The organism is Amycolatopsis sp. NPDC043885 (genome assembly GCF_056435685.1).
Window position 1 is genome coordinate 39,641 of the sequence record NZ_JBWKEA010000013.1, and the last position, 21,697, is coordinate 61,337.

The following is a 21,697-nucleotide window of genomic DNA, read 5'->3' on the forward strand; positions in this document are numbered from 1 at the left end:
CTCATTCCTTCTTTCCTGATCTTTCCGGGAGCCAGGTTTGTCCAGAGGACGTTTTGCGGTCGCGATCGCCTTCGTGTTGTCAGTGGTCATGGTCGCCACCACGACGCAGGCGCTGCCTGCGGCCGCCGCTGATCCGAGCTTCGTCCAGTTGCCCTCGCTGCAACAGGAGAAGTCCGTGCCCGGCAAGCCGGTTCCGGCCCGGCCGATACCGGCGAACGAGGTCGACGCGGCGGCGAAGACACCAGCCGAGCCGAGGTGGCCCGGAGCGGCATCCGCGGATGTCGAACTCTCGAATGGAGCGACGGCACGGTCGGCGAAACCGTCCGCCGCTTTCCAGCGCGCCGGGACGCTGCCGGTGTCGGTCGCCGTCGAGGCGCCGGCCGTCGAAGCCAGAGGTGCTGCAGCCGCGCCGGTGAAGGTCAAGGTTCAGACCTATGACCAGGCCCTGGCCGGGAAGGCCGGGGTCACGGGTTTGGTCGTGGCCGTGGACGATGCCGGCGGCGCCGCGGGCAAGGCGATGTCGGTGCAGGTCGACTATCGCGATTTCGCCAACGCTTTCGGCGGTGACTACGGCTCCCGCCTCAAGCTCGCCGTCTTGCCTGAATGCGCCATCACCACACCGGACAAACCGGAATGCCGTTCCGGGCAGCCGTTGAAGACGGACAACAACACCAAGGCGCGCACCCTCACCGGGAAGATCACCCTGCCCAGCAAGGAGAAAGACCAGGCCGGGGCATCGAGGATGGTCCTTGCCGCGACCGCCGCCCCCTCCGGTGCCGGTGGGTCGTTCGAGGCGACCGGGTTGTCGCCTGCCGGGCAATGGTCGGCCGGTGGCTCCAGCGGTGACTTCACCTACTCTGTCCCGCTCCGGGTCCCGCCGCCGACCGCGGGTGTCGCGCCGAAGCTCGGACTCGGGTATTCCTCGGGCACGATCGACGGCCGGACGAGCGCCACCAACAACCAGGCCGCCGCCCCGGGTGATGGGTGGGAGCTTTCCGCCGGCGGGTTCATCGAGCGGCGTTACAAGGCTTGCGCTGATGATCTCGGTGGCAGTCAGGGGGATCGGAAGACCGGTGACCTGTGCTGGGCCACGGACAACGCGATCATGCATCTCAACGGCGTGTCGGCCGAGCTTGTCAAGGACGAGAAGACCGGTGCGTGGCGGCCCAAGAACGATGACGGATCGCGGATCGAACGATTGACCGGTGCGACCAACGGGGACGACGATGGTGAACACTGGAAGGTCACCAGCAGCAACGGCACCCAGTACTTCCTCGGCCTCAACCGGCTTCCCGGCTGGACAGAGGGCAAACCCGAGACCGGCTCGGCGTTCACGGTTCCGGTCTTCGGCAACAACGCGGGTGAACCCTGCGCGAAAGCCGCCTTCGGTGACTCCTGGTGCCAGCAGGCGTACCGGTGGAACCTCGACTACGTCGTCGATCCCAACGGCAACGCGACCACCTACTACTACGACCGTGAAACGAACTTCTACGGCCGGGACCAGTCCGCGGACAAGCAGACCTCCTATGTCGCGGCCGGTTTCGTCCGCCGTATCGAATACGGTCTGCGGGCGGGTGCGCTGTTCGCCCCGGCACCGTCGCGGGTGTGGTTCGACACCGCGGAACGGTGTCTGCCGACCAGCACGTTCGCGTGCAACCCCGATCAGCTGACCAAGGACACCGCGAAGTCCTGGCCTGATGTGCCTTTCGACCGGATCTGCAAGCCGGGCGAGAAATGCGACGGGCGCACCTCGCCCGCGTTCTTCAGCCGTAAGCGGCTGGTGAAGGTGCTGACCCAGATCCGCCGCGACGACGTCACTGGCCCGGCGCAGTGGCGTGACGTGGACGCGTGGACGTTGCGGCACCAGTTCCCCGACACCGGTGACGGGCTGTCTCCGGCGTTGTGGCTGGCGGGGATCACGCACACCGGTCTGGCCGGAGGCACGGCCGTGTTGCCGGAGATGGTGTTCCACGGCCGATCGATGCCGAACCGGGTGGAAGCCAACGACGGGCTGCCGCCGATCACCCGTTACCGCATCGAACGAGTCCAGAACGAAGCCGGTGGCATCACGGAGGTCAAGTACTCCGACCGCGAATGTGTGACCGGTTCGGCGATGCCCGCCAACCCGGAAACGAACACCATGCGGTGCTTCCCCAGCTGGTGGCTCCCCGAATTCGGCTATGAAGCCGTACTCGGCTGGTTCCACAAGTACGTCGTCACCGCGGTGACGGAAGACGACCGGACCGGCGGCTCGGAACTGAAGAAGACCGAGTACCAGTACCAGGGCGGCGCCGCCTGGCACTTCGACGATGCCGAATTCACCGAGATGAAGCACCGCACCTGGTCCCAATGGCGTGGCTTCGGTGAAGTCCGCACCATCGCCGGGGAGCCGGGAAAGACGCAAACCGTCACGGCCGAGCGATTCCTGCGCGGCATGGACGGCGATCGCCTGCCGGATGGCAAGAAGCGCACGGTCGAGGTCGCCGACTCGGAGGGAGGCAAGGTAACCGACTCCGAAGCACTCGCCGGGTTCAGCCTGGAAAGCCTCTCCTACGACGGCGACAAGATCGTGTCGGCATCCGTCAAGGAACCATGGCTCCGCGGCCCGACCGCGACCGCGGGCGAGGACAAGGCGTTCATGACCAACATCGCCACCGTCCGGGGGCGGACGTTGCTCGGTGATGGTTCGTGGCGGCGCACCAAGGTGACCAACTCTTTCGACGACCACGGGAACGTCATCCAGGTCGAGGACGCCGGAGACACCGGCGTCACCGGCGATGAAACCTGCTCTCGAACGACCTATGTCGCCAACAAGGATGCCTGGATCCTGACCAGGCCCTCGACCGTTCGCACCGTCGCCCTGCCCTGCGCGGCAGGAGAGGGCGCGCCCAAGGACGTCGTCGCCCACGTCCGCTCGAGTTATGACGGCCAGGCGTTCGAGGCGATTCCGGCAAAGGGCAACCTGACCGCCACCGAAAGGTGGACCGGCACGGGCTGGCAGCTGACGCAGGGCACCACCTACGACGCGCTGGGCCGCCCGGTCGAGGTGGTGAACGCTCAGGGCCACAAGGTCACCACGACCTACAGCCCCGGTCCCGAATTCGGGGTCCGGACAGTGACCAAAAAGGATCCGCTCGGCTTCACCTCGGTCACCACCATGGACCCTGCGTGGGCTCTCACCACGACCGACGTCGGCATCAGCGGTGAGCGGGCCGACATCGACTACGACCCGCTCGGTCGTGTCGTCCGGACCTGGGCCCCGGGACGGTCCAAGGTGGACGGACGAACGCCGAGCAGCGAGTTCGACTACGAATACCGGACCGACGGGCCGACCGTCGTCACCACTCGAGTTCTTCGGGAGGATGGCAAGTACACGACCTCGTACACGCTCTACGACGGACTGCTGCGCGAGCGGCAAGCCCAGTTGTCGGCTGTCGCCGGCGGCCGCGTCCTGACTGACTGGTTCTACGATTCCCGCGGTCTCAAGCACAAGGTCAATGGCGCCTACTACAACGAGAAGGAGCCCGAGAAAGCTCTCCTCGGCGTACTCGACAACGCGGTGCCGAACCAGACGCGCACCGTGTTCGACGCGCTCCAGCGCGAAACCGAGGTGGCCTACCACAAACTCGGTGTCAAGCAGTGGCAGACCTCGTCGTCGTACGAAGCCGATCGAGTCACGGTCATTCCGCCCGAGGGCGGTACCACGACGACGGTGATCCGCGACGTGCACGGCCGCGCGGTCGAAAAGCGCCAGCATCACGGGCGGCAGGCGACCAGCGATTACGACTCCACCAAGTACGTCCATGACGTTCGTGGCCTGACGACGTCGGTCACCGGCCCGGACGGCGCTCAGTGGAGCTACGAGCATGACCAGCTCGGCCGTCGGGTCGCCGACCACGATCCGGACCGCGGGACGACCCGCTACACCTACACCGCACTCGACCAGCTGGAAACCGTCACCGATTCACGCGGTGCGGTGACCCGCTCCGAGTACGACCTGCTCGGCCGCAAGGTCGCGAGCTATGAGACACGGGCACCGGGCCAAGCAGAGGTCAAGACGGCGACATGGAGCTACGACGGCCTGAAGAAGGGGCTCGTCGACTCGTCGACCAGGTGGATCGACGGCAAGGCCTACACCAAGCAGGTCGGCGCGTACGACTCGGCGAACCGGCCGACGATGACCAAGGTCGTCATCCCGGAAGGCGAAGGAAAACTCACCGGTACCTATACCTTCAGGACTTCCTACGAGCCGAACACCGGACGGGTCGCGACTCAGACCCAGCCCGCGGCCGGCGGACTCGACGCGGAGATCATCAACCACCGGTACAACGAACTGGGGCTTCCGACCGAGACCTTCGGTATCGACACCTATGTGCCGGAGCACCTCTACTCCAAGTACGGCGAGACGCTGCGGCTCACCATGGGCTCCGGCGCCAAGACGGTCTACACCTCGATGTTCTACGAGGAGGGCACCCGGCGGCTCGCCGGTGTCGACGTCCAGCGCAACCTCGAAGGCGGCACCTACCTCGCCAAGCGGAGCTACGGCTACGACCCTTCGGGCAACGTCACCAAGATCGCCGACACCCCGCCCGGGGCCGTGGGCGATACCCAGTGTTTCGCCTACGACTATCTCAAGCGCATGACCAGTGCCTTCACTCCGAAGAGCGGGGACTGCGCGGTCCAGCCATCGCTCGCCGCCATGGGGGGTGCCGCGCCGTACTGGCACGAGTATGCCTACGACAAGGCGGGTAACCGGACTTCCGACGTCGACCACCGGCTCGATGGCGACGTCACCCGCACGTATGCCTACGGCGGCCAGAACGGAACTCAGCCCCACACCCTGCGATCGGTGACGCAAACCGGCCCTCAGGGGACGTCGAAGGACGAGTTCGGCTACGACACGACCGGCAACATGACGACCCGGAACATCTCCGGGTCGACACAGAAACTGGACTGGGACCCGCTCGGCCGCACCGAGAAGGTCACCGAGGCGGACGGCCGTACGTCGACCTACCTTTACGACGCCGACGGCGGGCGGTTGATCAAACGCGAGCCAGGAAGCACCACGCTCTATCTCGACGGGATGGAGCTGGTGCTGAAGCCCGTCACTCAGGAGTTGACCGGTCGCCGGTACTACGACCACGGCGGCTCCGCCGTCGCGGTCAGGACCTCCGGTGCGGGCGGCGGGTTGTCGTGGCTGCTCGGGGATCACCAGGGCACGGCGGCCATGAGCGTCAATGCGAGCACTCTCGCGGTCAGTCAGCGGCGGCAGGACGCCTTCGGCAATCCGCGTGGTGAGGAATCGAAGACCTGGCCGGACGACAAGGGCTTCGTCGGCGGGGCGAAGGACGAATCCGGGCTCACCAACCTCGGCGCGCGCCAGTACGACCCCGAGACCGGCCGGTTCATCTCCCCGGACCCGGTGCTCGACACCGACGACCCGCAGCAGATGAACGGCTATGCCTACGCCAACAACGCGCCGGCGACCAACTCCGACCCGAGCGGCCTCTACTGGAAGACCGTCAAGGTCGCCAAACAGACCGCGCATATCGGGTTCGCCTGGAAGATGTTCTTCCTCGGCCTTTTCTTCCCCATGTTGATGCTGGTCTCATTCGTCTACTGGGTGGTGCAGACCTTCGTCTACCGGGTCTGGATCGACTCGCCTTGGTCGATGATGCTCAACAGCGGTGGCGGCGGCGGAAGCCAGAAGGATCAAGCGGTCAAAGACGCCGGGTTGAGTCAGGCGGAGTACGAGGAGGCGAAGAAGGCCGCCGCGGACAAGCGGGGCTGGATGGATATCGCGATCCAGGCGGGTGGCGACATCCTGCAGGAGATCGTGGGTGTCAAGGGGATCGTCGACCACTGCATCAAGGATTTCAGTCTGTTGCAGTGCGGCCTGGAAGTTCTGACCGCGCTGCCGTGGGGAAAGATCCTCAAAGGCGGGAAGATCGTCGACAAGATCGTCAACGCGTTCCAGGACACCTTGGCGTGGATCCGGAAGCGAGACAAGGCGCAGGCTGATCTGCGGCGGGTGCAAGAGGCCGAGGAGCGGTTGTCCAAGACGACGTGCAACAGCTTCGTGCCGGGCACTCTGGTCGTGATGGCGGACGGCAGTCGTCGCCCGATCGAGCAGCTGAAACTCGACGATCAAGTCTTGGCGACCGATCCCGAGACCGGTAAAACCACGGCCCGGAAGGTTGTTGCGACGATCATCGGGCAGGGCCAGAAACGCCTGGTCGAGATCAGTGTCGCCGGTGGCGCGCCGATCGTGGCCACCGACGAACACCCCTTCTGGCTCCCCGAGCAGCGCCGATGGGTACCGGCGAAGGAGCTTGTGTCGGGTTCGCAGCTGCAGACCAGCACCGGCACCTCGGTGCAGGTCACCGCCACCCGGGTCTGGGACGCGCCCGCACGGGTCCACAACCTCACCATCAACACCGACCACACGTACTATGTCCTCGCCGGAGACACTTCGGTCCTCGTTCACAACAGCAACAGCGAGTGCCCAAATGGGCGGCTCTCAGATCCGCTGCCGCGGGGGATGAACAACAAGATCGCTTCGGCGTACGACGACGTAAAAGCGGGACGGCTGACATCACACGACACCTATCAAGGTAGGGAACAACCCTGGTGGGCAGGGGCGAAAGAGTACCGTGTTCCCGGGCGGCCGGAGACCGACAGAATTTTGGAGAAAGAGCTGCCAGGAGGTGGCAAGGCTCTGGGGTGGACGTCTACGCACTATCAGAAGATTCAACGCTTTGGAGCACCCCATTTTCCAGACTCTGGATGGAAGTAGTAACATCGTCCGATTACGTCCGATTAGTTAGCGGAGGCGGATTAAAGATTGCTGTACGGGAATCGAATCGATGGGATAAGTTGGTCAACTTGCAATGACAGGTCAGGCGATTTGTCCGCTTTACGTGGTAGTCGAGGAAGAATCTCGAAAGATTTTGGTTACCGCTGAGGAGGTGACGGGCTTCTTCGTGGGTTCGCCGAATGATGAAGCGGCGGAAGTCGAATTCCTCGGTGTCCATGAGGTTGCAACAGGCAGGCATCGAGTCGATGATGCAGTTCTGGAGGTTATGAACTATCGACAGGAAAAGATTGGCGAATATTTCGTCGGACGCGTAGCTCGCAGTGATGCGTATAGCTATGACGCAGGTGGACAGTTTGCAAAGGTTGCATATAGCGTCTTTGGTAATCGATGTGAATATCCTGAGGCTGCTGCAATTTGGCGACGCTGGGCCTCTGATGTTGCCCTGCTCAAGGGTGAGTGGCGTCGAGGCGATGCGAGCTATCAAAGTGCCTGGTTGCATGTCGTTCAGAACTCTTGGTTTGCCTCTGGAAGATCTGGGACAAGTCGTAAATTTGATGGCGTAGTACGGCTGGACGGACTAGATATTCTTACGAGGTCGGCGTTCTATTGTGCGCTAGGTGAGGCGATCTACGGTCCTGCGGGGTATTTCGGGTCGAATCTGGACGCGCTCGCAGACTGCATTTCTTCCGCTTGTGAGAGGGTGCGGATCAAGGAGGTTGTCTGGCAACATTTCATCTTTTCTCGAAATATGCTAGGCAATTCGTTTGTGGAGTCGATAGTGGAACTCATGCGCGAATTTGGGGTGACTGTTGTTATCTGACGTCGACAGGTAGAGGTGTTGATTCACCAGAAGATAAGCTGGTTCTTGGGCGACCGTGATCAGGAACTTCGACACGCTCTACTGGCAGTATGGCCGATGTGCTGGTGGCGGGTTGCCGTGGTTGTTGGGGGACCAAGGGCACTGCGGCCATGAGCGTCAATGTCAGTACCTTTGAGGTTAGCCCCACGCCCGACGATCGCGAAGCAACTGGGCCGCAGGGGACGTCGAAGGACGAGTTCGGTTACGCTGCGACCGGCACGGGCACGCTGGTGGTCATGGCTGATGGCAGTCGCCGTCCGATCGAACAGCTGAAGCTCGACGATCAGGTCCAGGCGACGGATCCGGAGACCGGTAAGACCACGGCCCGGAAGGTCGTGGCGACGATCATCGGTCAGGGCCAGAAGCGCCTGGTCGAGATCAGTGTCGCCGGTAGTGCCCCGATCGTAGCCACCGATGGTCACCCCTTCTGGCTCCCCGAGCAGCGCAAATGGGTACCGGCGAAGGAGCTTGTGTCGGGTTCGCGGCTGCAGACCAGCTCTGGGACCTCGGTGCAGGTCACCGCCACTCGGGTCTGGGGCGCGCCAGCTCGTGTCCACAACCTCACCATCGACACTGACCACACGTACTATGTGGATGCCGAAGGTCCGGCGGTTTTGAACCATAATGCGCAGGAGAGGTGTGAACTACTAGAGGTAGGGCCGCACGCGCGCGACGCTCCTGGTGTTAGGGGTCTCATCAATGAGGCGGGAGACAAGTGGGGTTGTCATTCTTGCGGAACGCGAAATTCTGGCCTGAAGAGTGGAGCATGGATTCCGGGCCATCAGCCGCCGACAAAACTCCTACCGCCTGGTGCGCCTCAGACGGCCTTTCCTTATTGTGCTAAGTGTGCGCGCAAGCAAGGTGGAGCGGTAAATTCCGTGAAGCAGGAGTGGGTGAAATAGTGGGCGAAATAATCAGGTCATTCATGGCGCCACTGGAACATGGCTGCCTGATTCTCAAGGACGTCTCAGCGGAGTCTGATCACAGTGGGTGGGAACCGGAGCAGAGTCCGGTTCAAGTCGTGGGGAGTTCCATCATCTTCGCGACGCGTTTCATGGTCGAGGGACTGGTCACTGTCAAGATTTGGAGTGGTGAGCCGGAGGGCCGGTTGGGTAATTCAATTTTTGACGGAAAATTCTCGGAGTCCAGGAAAGTTCTGGTGATCAGTGATCCGAATCAAACTGTTCGTATGGAATTCAGGGGAGAAGGTCACGTTCGGATCGACGTCGACGACATTGAGTCGGCTGAGCTGGTAGATATCGTGCTTCTGAGTAGTTCCTTGTAACATCTGTGTAATGAGCACACTGCGACCTGGCGCTCTCAGTCCGCAGGCGGCGAGGCGACATCCGCCATGGGACTGTAGATAAGACCGTGTCTCATTTGGGGTTGTTGTGGGTCAGGAGATCCAGCTTGACGGCTCGGCGGTAGCAGATCACCGCGCAGGCCAGTTGGGTGAAACCCAGGAAGTGGGCAGCCTTGCGCTCGTAGCGGCGTGCCAGCCGACGGAACCGGGAAACCCACTCCAGGGTCCGTTCGATGACGTAGCGGTGGCGCCCCAGCCGTTTGGCCGACTCGATACCCCGGCAGGCGATCCGGGCGGCGATGCCCCGCCGACGCAGCGTCTTTCGGCAGGTCGCGTAGTCGTAGCCCTTGTCCGCGTGCAGCTTGTCCGGGCGACGCCGCCGGGGACGTCCGGCCAGTCCGGTGACCGGCGCGACCGCATCGACCACCTTCTCGAACTCCAGGTGGTCGTTGCGGTTGGCCGCGGAGATGACCACCGACACCGGGATACCGCCACGCTCGAGGACGTGTCCAGTCGGGCCGGCCATGATTCCTGGGACGCCGCCAACGAGACGTTTCACTTGGATGATGATTCGCTTTATGTGGCAGTGCAGGCTGATGTCGACGGTCCGGTTCGCGTGGATGTTTACCATGACCATGTTCCCGAATTCGCCGCTTCTGAGCTGGTGCGGAAGTTCGAAGGGGTGCTGCATGTGCGATCAGGGGAAGCCAAGGCGCATGACTCTGACGGAACCGCATGCTTGCGCGTGCGGCTGACCGGCGTTTCCCGGCGGGTCGAGGTGTTCGTCAACGACAGCGATTGGGTTGATCGAGTGGTTCTCGTCCTGCGCGAACCGGGCAAATCCTTGTGAATCGCCGAGCATGATCACCCTGAGGAAGGGCGAGTTGCCGAAGACGACCGGGTGGGGCGGCTCGTGCCGGGCACTCTGATGGTGCTGTCGGACTGCAGGTGCTGCCTGATCACGAGCAACCCGGCGTGCGGGGTAGAGGTTCGCAGGGCTGCGGAACGACGTCGCCGCTGCGTCTGCGCGCTCCGACGGTCGGCCGTGGAGCGGGAGGACGAGCTGGAAGAACAGGTTCGCTGTGTCCTGGTCGAACGGGATGCAGCCGACTTCGTCGATGATGACGATGACTCCCAGCGGGTTCAGAGTCGGACATCGCGCCGGGAGGACGCGTCGAGTTTGCGGAGTACGTTGGCGACGTGGTCCTCGACGGTGCGCCGTGAGATGAACAGGGCTTGAGCGATCTCCCGGTTGGTGTGGCCGTTCGCCAGCAGACGTGCGACATCGTGTTCGCGCGGCGACAGCTGCGTGCCGTAGCTGCGGCGGCCACGGACGGAAGGTATGACAGTGCCGGTGCTGCGGATGTGGTGACGGCAGCGGGCAGCGTCGACGGTGGCGCCCAGGGCGTCGAACGTGACGGCCAGCTCACGGAACACCGCGGGATCGGCGCCGGTGCTGCGAGCGGCTCGGTCGGCGCACTGAGCGGCGCGGTAGCGCTGCCCGAGTTCCTGGTATCTCAGCTGCGCGTCACGGTAGTACTGCTCCGCGTCGTCGTGATCTCCCGCCGCGGCGGCAACCTGTGCCTGGCACACCGTGAGCGCAATCCGCGCCGAGGGCACGTCGATTCCGACCAGCTCCTCCTCGGCCTCCGCGACGAGCTGCCGCGCGGCACCGGTCTCGTCGTCGGCGAGATAGCACGCGACAGCCTGGGGGACTATCTCGGCGGTCCATGCCCAGGAGCCCTTCGCGCGGAGGAGGGCAAGCCCGCGCTCCGCGTGACCGCGAGCTGCGGCGTCGTCCCGGCTGAGCAGCATGGCGGCCATCCCTCCCGCCGCGGCCACCGCCACCGGGATCACCGCCGTCGGGTGAATGTCCAGTGCGGCGTGGAATGCGTGCTCGGCGGTCAGCCAGTCGCCGCGTGCGGCGGCCAGCCAGCCGATGACCAGGTTTAGTTCGTTCGCGATGTGTGGCAGATGGGCATAGGCATTGATCAGGGCTTGTACCCGCTCAGCCAGACCTGACCACTCGCCCGCGAGCCAATCCAGCCGGGCCGCGGTGGCTTCGGCCGTCGCCACCACATAATCGGCGCCCGCCCGTGAGGCCATCGCCAACCCGGTGTTCAGGAACGTTCGTCCCTGCCGGTCCCGGCCGGTCCACGAGCACGCGTCGGCCAGGTTGGCGTGGGCTCGGGCGAGGTGCCTGAGCTCAGTGGGGTCGTCGATGTCGTTGAGCGCGGGCAGCAGGGTGATCCGGTCCCAGACGACCGGGTCACCGACGATGAGCTGCCCCCCGAGCACCGTCGCCAGGACCGCTGTGCGCGCAGGGCGCTGCGGCAACTGGTCGAGCAGGTCCTCTACCCGCAGAAGCCAGGTCCGGTGGTCGGCTACGGTGGCGATGTCAAGGTATGGCACGGAGAGCAGGGCCATACCGGACGCGATGCGCTCGGGCTGGTCGCCGAGAAGCTCCAACGCATGGGTGATTTCGGCACAGCCGCGGTCCAGCATGGACTCGCGCACCAGCAGGGTGCCGAAGCACAGGCGCACCTCGCCGCGCACGTCGGCGGTCAATCTGGGGTCTGACTGCAGCGCCTCGAAGCGCATGATCACGTCAGCGTCAGGCAGCCCGGCCAGCGCGTAACCACAGAGTTTCGTGGCCAGCCGGTTCAAGTCCTCGGCGGGTACGTCGCGGTCGGAGACCACTCGGGAGAGCACGCCCACCGCGATGGACATGTCCTTCGCCTCGGCCGCGGCGTCCGCGGCGCTTTCGCTGTATCGCAACCACTCTTCCGGCATGCCGGCCTCGGCGCAGTGCCTGGCGAGCCGCGCGACCGGCCACCCGGCCACGTCGGCCAGCACGCGTACCGCGGCGCCGTGCAGCTCCCGCCGCCGCGGTCCCGGCAAGGCCGCGTACACCGCCCTCCGCGCCATGTCGTGCCGGAGACCGTACCGGTTCGGCGGGCCTTCCGACAGCACACCGGAGCGCACCAAGTTCACCACCGGCTGCACTCCGGTAGACCCCGCGACCGCGGCGAGGATCTCCGCCGGTGCCGCCTCGCCCACCACGGCCGCCGCCTCGGCGACCGCGCGCTCCGGTTCGATCAGCCGGTGCAGTCGTTCGAGCACCGACTCCGTCACCAGGACAGGCACATCGACGGCGGCCAGGACCCGACTCGCCGCCACCCCCTCGATCCGGGTGTCCACGAGCCGGTCACGCAGCGCACGGACCGTTTCCGCGACCATGAAAGGAATTCCGCCGGTCGCGTGCAGAACCGCGGTCGTGAACGACTCCGAAACGACGCCACCCGTCACGGCTTCGGTCAGTGCCCGTACGTCCGGCTCCTCGAAGGGGCGTAGTCCCAGATGCGCGGTGGCGACCTCGGACGGCGGGTGCACGACCGGCTCCAGCGGGGCATCACCGGGGAGATCCTCACGCCGATAGGTCATGACCAGGGACAGACCGGGCGGCGGATCGGCGAGCAGAAATCTCAGCACCTGACGGGTGTCTTCGTCCGCCCAGTGCACGTCTTCGACGACGAGCACGGCCTGCCCGAGCGCGCGCACCAGCGCGCAGACCGCACGGAACATCCGATGGCGCTCGGCCTCCGGGAGGTCCAGGGGTGGCGGTGCCGGAGGCAGGAGATCGGCGAGTTCCGGCAGGTGTCCGCGAAGTGCGCCGGTCACCGGATCGGGATGGCCCATCCTGTCCCCAGCTCGCCCGAGACAGTCGAGTAACGGGCCATAGGGGAAGGGTTCGTCCAGCGGCTGACAGGTACCGACGGCCATCCACAGATTCCTGCCGCGCACCGCCGTCGCGAGGGCGCCGATCAAGGCGGTCTTTCCGGTCCCCGCCTCGCCCTCCAGGAACGCCACCGCGGGCGGGCAGGTGACGACGTCCAACAGGGCGGCCAGTTCCGCGGTCCGGCCGACCATCGGCGTGGATCGTCCGCGCGTCGACACAGAACCCGTGCCGAACCTCGGCGGACGTGCCCTCTCTCCGTCCATTGTCACCTCGCGCTGGTCACACCGGTTCCAGGAGGCCGCAACGATACTTCGGACCGGCGCCACCACGTAACCCTGATCACGGTAATGCCGTACCCCTCCGGGGTCTCACCACGATTGTTTCCCCTCCGCCCGCGCCGAATGGTGAAGCGGTGCGCCAGGCGCACACGGGAAATGGAGGAGAGATGCAAAAGGCCCGGATGACGTTAGGTCTGTTCGGCATCGCGGCCGCACTGGTGGCGGTGAGCCCCGCCGCGTCGGCCGCGACACCCGAAAGCGACGTCGTGCAAGCCCGGCAACCCATTGCCGGTCGCTACATAGTGGTCCTCCGGGACGGCGCGCAGGCGGCCGCTCAGGGTGGGGCCGCCTCGTTGACCCAGCGCTACGGCGGTGCGGTGGTCGACACCTACGCGCTGACTCTGAACGGGTTCTCGGTCCGAGACCTGAGCGAGCGGCAGGCCCGGCGCCTGGCCGCCGACCCGGCGGTGCGGACGGTGCATCAGGACGGCGTCGCCCGTGCCGCCGGAGAGCAGCCGAACCCGCCGTCGTGGGGGCTGGACCAGATCGACCAGCGCACGAAGGTCTTGGACAAGAAGTACGTCTACCCCAACGCCGGCGAGGGGGTCACCGCGTATGTCGTCGACTCCGGCGTCGGTATTCGGCATACCGAATTCGAAGGCCGGGCCGCGCACGGCCGCGACTTCATCGACAACGACAACGACGCGAGCGACTGCTTCTGGCACGGCTCCCACGTAGCGGGCACCATCGCGGGCAAAACCGTCGGCGTTGCCAAGAAGGCCAAGGTGGTCGCGGTTCGCTCGCTGGGCTGTGGCGGTTCCGGACCGGACTCGGCGACCGTCAGCGGACTGGAATGGGTGGCCGCCAACGGGGTCAAACCGGCCGTGGTCAACCTGAGCCTGGTCATGGACACCGTGGGCGTCGGAGACGCCCAAGTGAAAGCGTTAGTGGACAAGGGTTTTGTGGTTGCGGTAGCCGCGGGCAACAACGGCCAGGACGCTTGTACGGCCAGCCCTGGCCGTACCCCCGAAGCGTTGACCGTCGGCTGGATCAACCAGGGCGGCGGCCGTAGCGGGAACTACGGGAAGTGCGTCGACCTGTTCGCCCCGGGCGGCAACATCTATTCCACCGACCACACCGGCGGCTTCCGTACCGGCAGCGGCACCTCGATGGCCTCGCCACACGGTGCGGGTGCGGCGGCGCTGTACCTAGCCGCGAATCCCGGCGCGACACCGCAGCAAGTACGCGACGCGCTCGTCCGCAACGCCACACCGGGGCTGGTGACCGATCCCGGCGCCGGCTCGCCGGACGCGTTGCTCTACACCGGATTCATCGGCGGCGGCACGCCGCCCAAGTGCGGTGTCAAGTCCAATGACGAGGATGTGTCCATCCCCGACGACGGGACGACCGTGGGCAGCGCCGTGACCCAGAGCGGTTGCGACGGCAACGTTTCAGCGGAACTGGCCGTACGGGCGGACATCGACCATACCTACTCGGCGGATCTGGCGATCGACCTGATCGGACCGAGCGGGGCCACGTGGCCCCTCAAACGAGCGGGGGGAATCGGCGACGCCGGCGGTGTGCACCAGACCTTCACCGTGAACGCCTCCGGCGAGAACGCCAACGGCACCTGGAAGCTTCAAGTGCGCGACATCCACCGCTTCGACACCGGCACCCTGACCGGCTGGTCGGTCACGTTCTGATCCGGAACGCCCCCTGCGAACCAAGGAGCACGATGAGAACAGCACGTCTTGTCACAGCCGCCGTCATGGCACTGGCCGTGATCACTCTGCCCGCCATCGGGACGGCGAACGCAGAACACCCCGCCACCGCCGCGATACCCACCGATCAGCTGCGGCCCCCGGACATGGGAGCCCGGGTGGTCAACGGGCAACGCACGACCGTGCGGGAGAACCCTTACATCATCGCGGGCCTGCGAGCGGGTGGCGGCGGCCCACAGGGTCAGTCCTGCACCGCTTCCGTCGTCGGCAAACGCAAGATCATCACCGCGGCGCATTGCATGATCGACGTCGGCGGTGCGAAGAGCTACCTCTACGGCGACGACGACCTGAACACCCCAGGCGACGAAACCTTCCGCACCCCTGTCGCCTCCTACAAAGTGCACCCCCGCTACACCGGCCCGAACTCCTGGCAGACCGGCTACGACGTCGCGGTGATCACCACCGAGACCGACCTTCCCGTCCCGGAGAACCAGTGGGCCAAGGTGGCCGGGTCGGGTGACGCCGAGCTGACCGCACCGGGGAAGTCGGGCACCGCGGTCGGCTACGGACGCACCTCGGCCGGCGGTGGATCCGGCACGCTGTACAAGACCACGATGCCGGTCAACGACGCGAACGCCTGCCAGGTGTTCAACGTGCGGGTGAACCCTGACCTCATGGTGTGCGTCGGGTACAACGACGGGCGCACCGCGACCTGCTCCGGCGACAGCGGCGGGCCGTTCATCGTGGACGGCGTGATCGTCGGCGTCGTCTCGTGGGGCTCAAGCGGATGCGACCGCTACAGCATCATGGCCCGGCTCACCAACGAGATGGGCGACTGGGCCCGCGGCGAGATCGGCGGCACTCAGCCCGGTGACGGGAAGTTCGGCGTCTCCCTCAGCCCGGCGGCGGGCAAAACCGAGCCCGGCAAGTACATCTCGACCTCCGTCGTGACCAAGGCCGGCGACGCGGGACCCGAAAAGGTCGACTTGGCCGCCACCGGCCTGCCCGCCGGCGCGACGGCCACGTTCCAGCCCGGCGCGTCCCTTAACTCCGGCGACGTCGCCAAACTCACCGTGGAGACCGCGGCGAGCACTCCAAAAGGCACACACCGGATCACCGTCACGGCGAAAGGCTCGTCCGGCACCAAGTCCGCCGACTACACCCTGACCGTCGGTGACGGTGGTACCACGGAAGGTCCCAAGCCGACTGTCTCTCCCGGTGCGGGAACGGTGACATCCGGCTCGTTCGTCAATGCGACCGTCACCGTCGCCGGAGGAACGGGCAACAGCACCCTCACCGCGACAGGCCTTACGCTGAACCCGATGTTCCAGCCAGCCACTGTCGCCCCGGGCGGTACATCACGCGTGTCCATCGCCGCCCCGTTCCAGCGCGGCACCTACAAGATCATCATCACCGCCACCGACAGCACCGGGAAAACCGGTACCGCCGAATACAGTCTCACCGTCCAATGAGCTGACCCTGTGGAGCCCATGACCACCATACGGTCACGGGCTCCACGGCCCCGGTAAGTGACGGTCCCTCGGTGCGAACAGGGTGCCGACGGCCGATCGGTCGACACGGGCAGACGCGAGCAGGACCTGGTCATACCTGGCCCGACCGGTTTGACCGGCATCCGGGTAGGCCATCGGCATTCGAGGGACGGCCGTCGTCAGCTCGATAAGTAATCTCTTAGCCGATTTCGGTGATTTGGGCCGGTGCGGGGACGCACTGGCCGCGATCGAGGAAGGCCAGGCTGTCGCTGGCCGCGGGTGTGTGCCCTGCTTGGCTCATAGCGCTAGGGAAATGAGGCAGCAGCCTAGGCAAGAAGGCCGAGAAATGAAAGGGGTGGCAGGTACGGCCTCATCCGGACCCGCCCAAGATCAAAGCCCACCGGCAAGATCCTCTTTGCGGAGAAATCCTGGAGGTGGGCTTTGGTTTCTTACTGTGCGACATCAGGGACTCGAACCCCGAACCCGCTGGTTAAGGGTCGGCACCTGGGCGTGTCGGATGGTGTCGAGTGATGTCGAACAAGACCTTTTCGTCTGGTCGCGAGGCATCCGCTGTGTCGGGGTGTGTCGCCTGGAGTCGGACTGTTTCGGGCCTCTCGGGCTCGTCTCGGGCTCGCGGATACCGGACCCTGCCGACTGGTCCAGCCGTCTTGAAGGGCTGCGTTGTCGGGTGGTGTGGACGATGACGGTGGGGAGCGGCGCGATCCGGTTGTGTCGGCGGTGAGCACGATGGTGGGGATCGTGGTCGGGCTGACGTTCCTGTTCGGGTTCGGGTGCGCCACGAGGCGCTGTTGTTGCGGATGGAGGTGGAAGACCGTCCATCGCTCCGTCGTCGTAGCGGCGGGGTGAAGCTGGAGGCAGCCTGACCCAGGGGTCGCTGGGTTGGGCGGGAGCAGCCTCGACAAAGTCGCGTCGGCCGGGTACTGCCGGACGGGTCGGGCGTGGAGGAGCTGGCGCTCGACATCACCTCGGGACCAACCCCGCTCGCGCGGGGACGACGAAGGCGCCGGTTCCCGGAACGCGACGACGCGGGGACCAACCCCGCTCGCGCGGGGACGACGCGCAGAACCCGCCCGTCGTCCAGTCCACGCAGGGACCAACCCCGCTCGCGCAGTGACGACCGGCACCTCTGCTGGTGAAGTTCGCCTACGCGGGACCAACCCCGCTTGCGCGGGTGCCGCACGGTGGCAAAGGTCGACTCGATCGGGTTCGTGATGCGCAGTTGGATCCAGTGCTCGGCAGGGTAGCCATAGAACGCCAGTAGCTCCTCAACGTCATCGGTGATCTTGGCGACGGCCTTGGGGAACTTGGCGCCGTAGGCGGCGTCGAACGCCTTCACCGCATCGAGGGCGAGGCGGCGGTCTTCGGCGTTCCAAGATCTCGGCGAGGACCTTCTTCACCCCGGGACGCGCGGACTTGGGCAATGCCGTGAGGACGTTGGCGATCTTGTGGAACCAGCACCGCTGTTCCCACGTCTCGGGGGAAACCTCACGCAGCGTGCTCCAGAACCCGAGCGTTCCGGGTTCCTTGCGGCCGTCAGTGTGCATCCCGATCATCACCAGCGGGCACAGCTTCTGTTCCTCCAGGCGGATGTTGACGTGGATCCCGTCCGCCCACAGATACACGAAGTCCACAGTGGACAGGTTGCGCTCGCAGAACGCGCGCTGCTCGGACATCCACTGCTCGGTCAGCTTCGTGACCACCGGTCCCGACAGACCTTTCGTCGAGCCAAGGAACTGCCTCAGCGGGCACGAAGTCCTCCGAGGACAAGCCGTGCGGGTAGAGCAAGAGCAACACTCTCTGGCTGACCTACCTCACACCGTACGGACACCTCGCCGATCGCCGCATTGCTCGGTGCATCGGCTACCGCCGCCGGGATCCGAATACCTGAGCTCTGGTCGTTGTCACTACGTCGATTTACGTACTCGGATGGAGACCGCATGCGGATGTGAGTAGCCGAGGAGGGACATACTTTCGACGAGGTAGTGGTTCCTTTCCCGTCGAGCGGAGAAGCACGTGCGACACAATGGCATTTACCTTGCCGTTTCGGGCGCCTATGTCTGGATAGCCATGGTGGCTTTCGGAGGTATCGCGGTCGAAACCATAGTCATCTATCCGAACGTCTTCCACGACGCCCCAGCGTCCTTGGCCAAGTCAATGGAATTCTTCGTGGTCACCGGACCGGCCGACTTCTTCCCTCCGATGGGCGCGGCCACCGTGGTGGCGGCCGTGGTCACCCTGCTGCTATTTCGCCGGTCACGGCAGGCGAGGTGGTGGATCACCGGGAGCCTCGCGACCCTGGTGGTCGGCGAATTTCTGTTCTCTGTGTTCTATTTCTGGCCACGTAACGACATCATGTTCGAGGAGGGGCTCGCTGTGCATTCCGTGGAGTTCCTCCGTCAGACGGCGGTCGAGTTCGAGACCGGTCACTGGTTCCGGCTCACGTTCAGCGCGGTCACCGCGACGCTGGCCTTCATCGGTTTCCTGCGCTACCACCAGGCGCGCTCGCTTTGCGGAGGTCAGGCGTGAAGGGCAGGGATCTTCCCTCACTCGGCATCTCCCTGCCGGGAATCCTCGGCCTCGCCGCTCTCGGCGTACCCAGGGTGGTCGCGCACGACCTCGGCCTGGTGGGGCCGGTGGGCAACGCGCTGCTGGTGTTCGTGCCGCTCGCCATCTGGCTCGCGATCGTGCTGTGGCGCCGGGTGCCGAATCCGTTCCTCACCTTACTCATGGTGGGCTTGGTCCACGGTGTCCTGCTCGGCATCACCCACCAGTTGTTGTGGACCGAGGCATTCCCCGGTGGGCCACCGAGTCTTGGCGGCAACCTGACCGGCACACTGCCGCCGTCCACGGAGGCAGTGGTGCTGCGGATCTTCGCGTTCGGCAGCAGTCTGTTCACCGGGATGCTCACCGGCGCGGCGAGCGGTGCCGTCGGATGGCTGTTGGCCAAGATGGTTTCGGGACTACGCCAACGGAAGTGAACCGGAAGGGGCAGGATCGTGGCCATCGGACAGTCCACAGGGGAGGCTGGCCCCGACGGCAGACGGCGGTTCCTCGTCGATCTCGGTCTCGGCATACTCGTGCTGGTCGCGGTCGGCACGGCTATCGCCGCGAACGTGGGCGGCCCGTCCTCGCCGGGTCTCGCCGCCTATTTGTTCGGAGCGTTGTTCGGCTCGTTGATGATGGTGCGTCGACGCTGGCCGGTCGCGACGCTGCTCGTCACGGCAGTCGCTCTGCTGGGCTACTACATGCTGTCCTACCCGCCGATCGGTCTCGCCGTGCCGGTGGCCGCGGCACTGTTCTCGGCCACCGAGTACGGCCGGCTGTACTGGGCCGTCGGCACTGCCGCGGGGTTGCTGGCCATCTCCACTGGGATGCGGGTCGGCCAGGGTGACGACCTCGGTTTCGTGCTCGGCCTGGAGGTGCCGACGTCGGCCGCGCTGATGGCGACGGTCATCGCGCTGGGCGACAGTCTTCGTTCCCGGCGTGGCTGGCGGGCCGAACTGGTCAAACAAGCCCAGGCCGCCCAGATGGAGCGAGAGCGTGAGGCGGCGGCCCGGGTCGAGCAAGAGCGCGTGCGGATCGCGCGGGACCTGCACGATCTCATGGCGCATACGGTATCGGTGATCTCACTGCACACCGACGTGGCGAGGGAGACTTTGGCCGACGACCCCGAGACGGCGAGACGTTCGCTCGCGGCGGCTCGGGCGGCGTGCCGGAACGTGGGCGAGGAGCTGCGGGCGACGCTGCACGCCCTGCGCGAACCCGAGGGAGCCCACGAATCCCCGGTGCCCGGGCTCGACCGGTTGGACGTTCTCGTCGGCACCGCCACCGACGCCGGACTTGAGGTACGGGTGCGCACCATCGGTACACCGGTCTCGCTGCCCGCGATCGCGGACGTGACCGCCTACCGGTTGATCCAGGAGGCGCTGAGCAATGTGCTGAGGCACGCCGATGCCAGTACCGTGCTCATCGAACTGGACTACGACAACGACTCCGTGGGAATCAGCGTGACCGACAACGGCCGCGGCAGCGAAGCGCCCGCTGACACCTCCACGGGCTGGGGTATCGCCGGCATGCGCGAGCGGCTGGTCCTGCTCGGCGGCGACTTGGACGTCCGATCCCGACCCGGCGAATCGTTCGTGGTCCAGGCCCGGATCCCCGTGCGAGGACGCGCGTGATCCGCGTGGTGCTCGTGGACGACCAGCCGCTGGTCCGGGAGGGGCTCCGGTCTCTGCTGGAACGTGCCGACGACATCACCGTCGTCGGAGAAGCGGGCGACGCCGCCGCAGGCATCGTGCTCATCGCGCGGGAGCGTCCGGATGTCGTGCTGATGGACATCCGGATGCCGGCCGAAGACGGCATCGCGGCGACCCGCCGGATCGTCGCGGACCCGGAGCTGCGGCAGGTGCAGGTCGTCGTGCTCACCACTTTCGACACCGACGAGCACATCCTCGACGCGATCAGGGCGGGCGCGGCCGGGTTCCTGCTGAAGGACACAAGCCCGGACGACCTGCGCGGAGCCGTGCGGATCGTCGCCCGCGGCGACGCCTTGCTCTCACCTTCCGTGACACGCCGGGTCATGCGGGCCGCGGCGGCGAGCCCGCGCAGAGGCTCGGCCGAGCGGCTCGACAGGCTCACCGCACGGGAACGCGAGGTCCTCGCCAAGGTCGGGGCTGGCCAGTCGAACGCCGAGATCGGGCGAAGCCTGCACATGAGCCCGGCCACCGCGCGTACCCACGTCGGCCGCCTGCTCGGCAAGCTCGGCGCCCGCGATCGCGCGCGGCTCGTCGCGATCGCCTACGAGACCGGGCTGATCACCCCAGGAGCACACTGAGCCCACTCGCGATCACGATGCTCGGCGCGGTTCCCGTCGCCATTGACGTCATGGGGAAGAAGCCGCCGGAGGTGGCTGGGGTGGCGCGTTCGATGTCGTCGCGGACGAAGCCGTCGGTGCCGAGGCCTTCGGCGAGCGCGGTGCCTGTGGCGGCGACCGCGCCGCACTGGTCGTGGCCGAGGACCACGACCAGTGGGCACTTGAGCACGCTGAGGGTGTACTCGATGCTGCCCCGTTCTTCTGAGCCGGTGGCGTACCGGGCCCACGCCGATGGCGTCTTCGAGGAAGAGGCCGGGTGTGCTCGACGTCGATCGTGCCGCCCATCGCCTCGGTGAAACCCTTGGCGACGCTCAGCCCGAGTCCGATGCCGGTACTCGAGTCCCGATGATTCCTTGCTGCCGCAACAGGTCGTAGGCCTTGTTCGCGGTGTGGAAGTTGATCCCGAAATCGGCGGCGAGTTGCCGTGTCGAAGGCAGGGCGTCGCCTGCCTTCGCTTCACCGCGGGCTATCGCCTCGACGACCCTGTCCCGGATCTGCTGATGGATCGGCACATCGCTGTCGAGGTTCATCGTCAGCCGCACACCACTTAGTCTATCTGCTATACATCTAATAGAACAAATAGTACTGGAGGTGTC

At 65.7% G+C, this 21,697-nt stretch carries 13 protein-coding genes and 2 pseudogenes; 10 read left to right on the forward strand and 5 right to left on the reverse strand.

What is annotated here, in order from left to right:
• Positions 1-73: 73 nt before the first annotated feature.
• The 3 genes from AC069I_RS30225 to AC069I_RS30235 all read left to right on the forward strand — a co-directional run bounded on the left by AC069I_RS30225 (position 74) and on the right by AC069I_RS30235 (position 8,578).
• On the forward strand, positions 74-6,796 hold the full coding sequence (locus AC069I_RS30225) for a polymorphic toxin-type HINT domain-containing protein (RefSeq protein ID WP_478266954.1): 6,723 nt from the start codon (positions 74-76) through the stop codon (positions 6,794-6,796).
• Between the two features lie 94 nt (positions 6,797-6,890).
• The gene (locus AC069I_RS30230; protein WP_478266955.1) at positions 6,891-7,637 is read left to right on the forward strand and encodes a barstar family protein; all 747 of its coding nucleotides are present in this window, start codon (positions 6,891-6,893) and stop codon (positions 7,635-7,637) included.
• 89 nt (positions 7,638-7,726) lie between these two features.
• Positions 7,727-8,578: a polymorphic toxin-type HINT domain-containing protein gene (locus AC069I_RS30235; protein WP_478266956.1), complete on the forward strand. Its 852-nt coding sequence runs from the start codon at positions 7,727-7,729 to the stop codon at positions 8,576-8,578.
• A 474-nt stretch (positions 8,579-9,052) separates the two neighbouring features.
• Here AC069I_RS30235 and AC069I_RS30240 read toward each other — a convergent pair whose 3' ends face one another.
• Complete coding sequence (locus AC069I_RS30240; RefSeq protein ID WP_478266957.1) at positions 9,053-9,505, reverse strand: IS5 family transposase; 453 nt, start codon at positions 9,503-9,505, stop codon at positions 9,053-9,055.
• Between AC069I_RS30240 and AC069I_RS30245 the strand changes: the two genes are divergently transcribed.
• Positions 9,485-9,829, forward strand: a complete 345-nt coding sequence (locus tag AC069I_RS30245) for a hypothetical protein (protein WP_478266958.1) — start codon at positions 9,485-9,487, stop codon at positions 9,827-9,829. The genes AC069I_RS30240 and AC069I_RS30245 overlap by 21 nt on opposite strands.
• A gap of 293 nt (positions 9,830-10,122) precedes the next feature.
• Here AC069I_RS30245 and AC069I_RS30250 read toward each other — a convergent pair whose 3' ends face one another.
• Positions 10,123-12,909, reverse strand: coding sequence for an ATP-binding protein (locus AC069I_RS30250; RefSeq protein WP_478266959.1), 2,787 nt, complete (start codon positions 12,907-12,909; stop codon positions 10,123-10,125).
• Between the two features lie 269 nt (positions 12,910-13,178).
• Here AC069I_RS30250 and AC069I_RS30255 point away from each other — a divergent pair, with 269 nt between their 5' ends.
• Positions 13,179-14,699, forward strand: a complete 1,521-nt coding sequence (locus tag AC069I_RS30255) for a S8 family serine peptidase (RefSeq protein ID WP_478228099.1) — start codon at positions 13,179-13,181, stop codon at positions 14,697-14,699.
• 32 nt (positions 14,700-14,731) lie between these two features.
• A complete protein-coding gene (locus AC069I_RS30260) occupies positions 14,732-16,189 on the forward strand; it encodes a trypsin-like serine protease (protein WP_478266960.1) in 1,458 nt (485 codons plus the stop codon).
• A gap of 1,213 nt (positions 16,190-17,402) precedes the next feature.
• Here the strand turns inward: AC069I_RS30260 and AC069I_RS30265 are convergent.
• A pseudogene (locus AC069I_RS30265) lies at positions 17,403-18,022 on the reverse strand (transposase); the annotation flags it as partial.
• A gap of 219 nt (positions 18,023-18,241) precedes the next feature.
• Between AC069I_RS30265 and AC069I_RS30270 the strand changes: the two are divergent.
• From AC069I_RS30270 to AC069I_RS30285, 4 genes are read left to right on the forward strand one after another with little or no spacing between them, the layout of a single operon-like run.
• Positions 18,242-18,754 carry an anthrone oxygenase family protein gene (locus AC069I_RS30270; RefSeq protein WP_478228097.1) on the forward strand — a complete coding sequence of 171 codons (513 nt, stop codon included), beginning with the start codon at positions 18,242-18,244 and terminating at the stop codon, positions 18,752-18,754.
• Entirely contained in the window at positions 18,751-19,206 is a 456-nt protein-coding gene (locus AC069I_RS30275) for a hypothetical protein (protein ID WP_478228096.1), read from the forward strand. Before AC069I_RS30270 ends, AC069I_RS30275 begins: the two co-directional genes overlap by 4 nt.
• Before the next feature lie 18 nt (positions 19,207-19,224).
• Entirely contained in the window at positions 19,225-20,406 is a 1,182-nt protein-coding gene (locus AC069I_RS30280) for a sensor histidine kinase (protein WP_478228095.1), read from the forward strand.
• Complete coding sequence (locus AC069I_RS30285) at positions 20,403-21,062, forward strand: response regulator (protein ID WP_478228094.1); 660 nt, start codon at positions 20,403-20,405, stop codon at positions 21,060-21,062. Before AC069I_RS30280 ends, AC069I_RS30285 begins: the two co-directional genes overlap by 4 nt.
• Here the strand turns inward: AC069I_RS30285 and AC069I_RS30290 are convergent.
• Together AC069I_RS30290 and AC069I_RS30295 are read right to left on the reverse strand one after the other, a co-directional pair.
• Positions 21,043-21,291: pseudogene (locus AC069I_RS30290) on the reverse strand (carbonic anhydrase); the annotation flags it as partial. The gene AC069I_RS30285 and the pseudogene AC069I_RS30290 overlap by 20 nt on opposite strands.
• Positions 21,292-21,412: 121 nt before the next feature.
• The gene (locus AC069I_RS30295) at positions 21,413-21,631 is read right to left on the reverse strand and encodes a GntR family transcriptional regulator (protein WP_478267033.1); all 219 of its coding nucleotides are present in this window, start codon (positions 21,629-21,631) and stop codon (positions 21,413-21,415) included.
• Positions 21,632-21,697 lie beyond the last annotated feature (66 nt).

Bases quoted from the DNA above. Each gene is read 5' to 3' on its own strand.
- AC069I_RS30230 (WP_478266955.1), top strand. From the start codon at position 6,891: ATGACAGGTCAGGCGATTTGTCCGCTTTACGTGGTAGTCGAGGAAGAA.
- AC069I_RS30235 (WP_478266956.1), top strand. From the start codon at position 7,727: ATGGCCGATGTGCTGGTGGCGGGTTGCCGTGGTTGTTGGGGGACCAAG.
- AC069I_RS30240 (WP_478266957.1), bottom strand. From the start codon at position 9,505: ATGGCCGGCCCGACTGGACACGTCCTCGAGCGTGGCGGTATCCCGGTG.
- AC069I_RS30250 (WP_478266959.1), bottom strand. From the start codon at position 12,909: ATGGTCGGCCGGACCGCGGAACTGGCCGCCCTGTTGGACGTCGTCACC.
- AC069I_RS30255 (WP_478228099.1), top strand. From the start codon at position 13,179: ATGACGTTAGGTCTGTTCGGCATCGCGGCCGCACTGGTGGCGGTGAGC.
- AC069I_RS30260 (WP_478266960.1), top strand. From the start codon at position 14,732: ATGAGAACAGCACGTCTTGTCACAGCCGCCGTCATGGCACTGGCCGTG.
- AC069I_RS30295 (WP_478267033.1), bottom strand. From the start codon at position 21,631: ATGAACCTCGACAGCGATGTGCCGATCCATCAGCAGATCCGGGACAGG.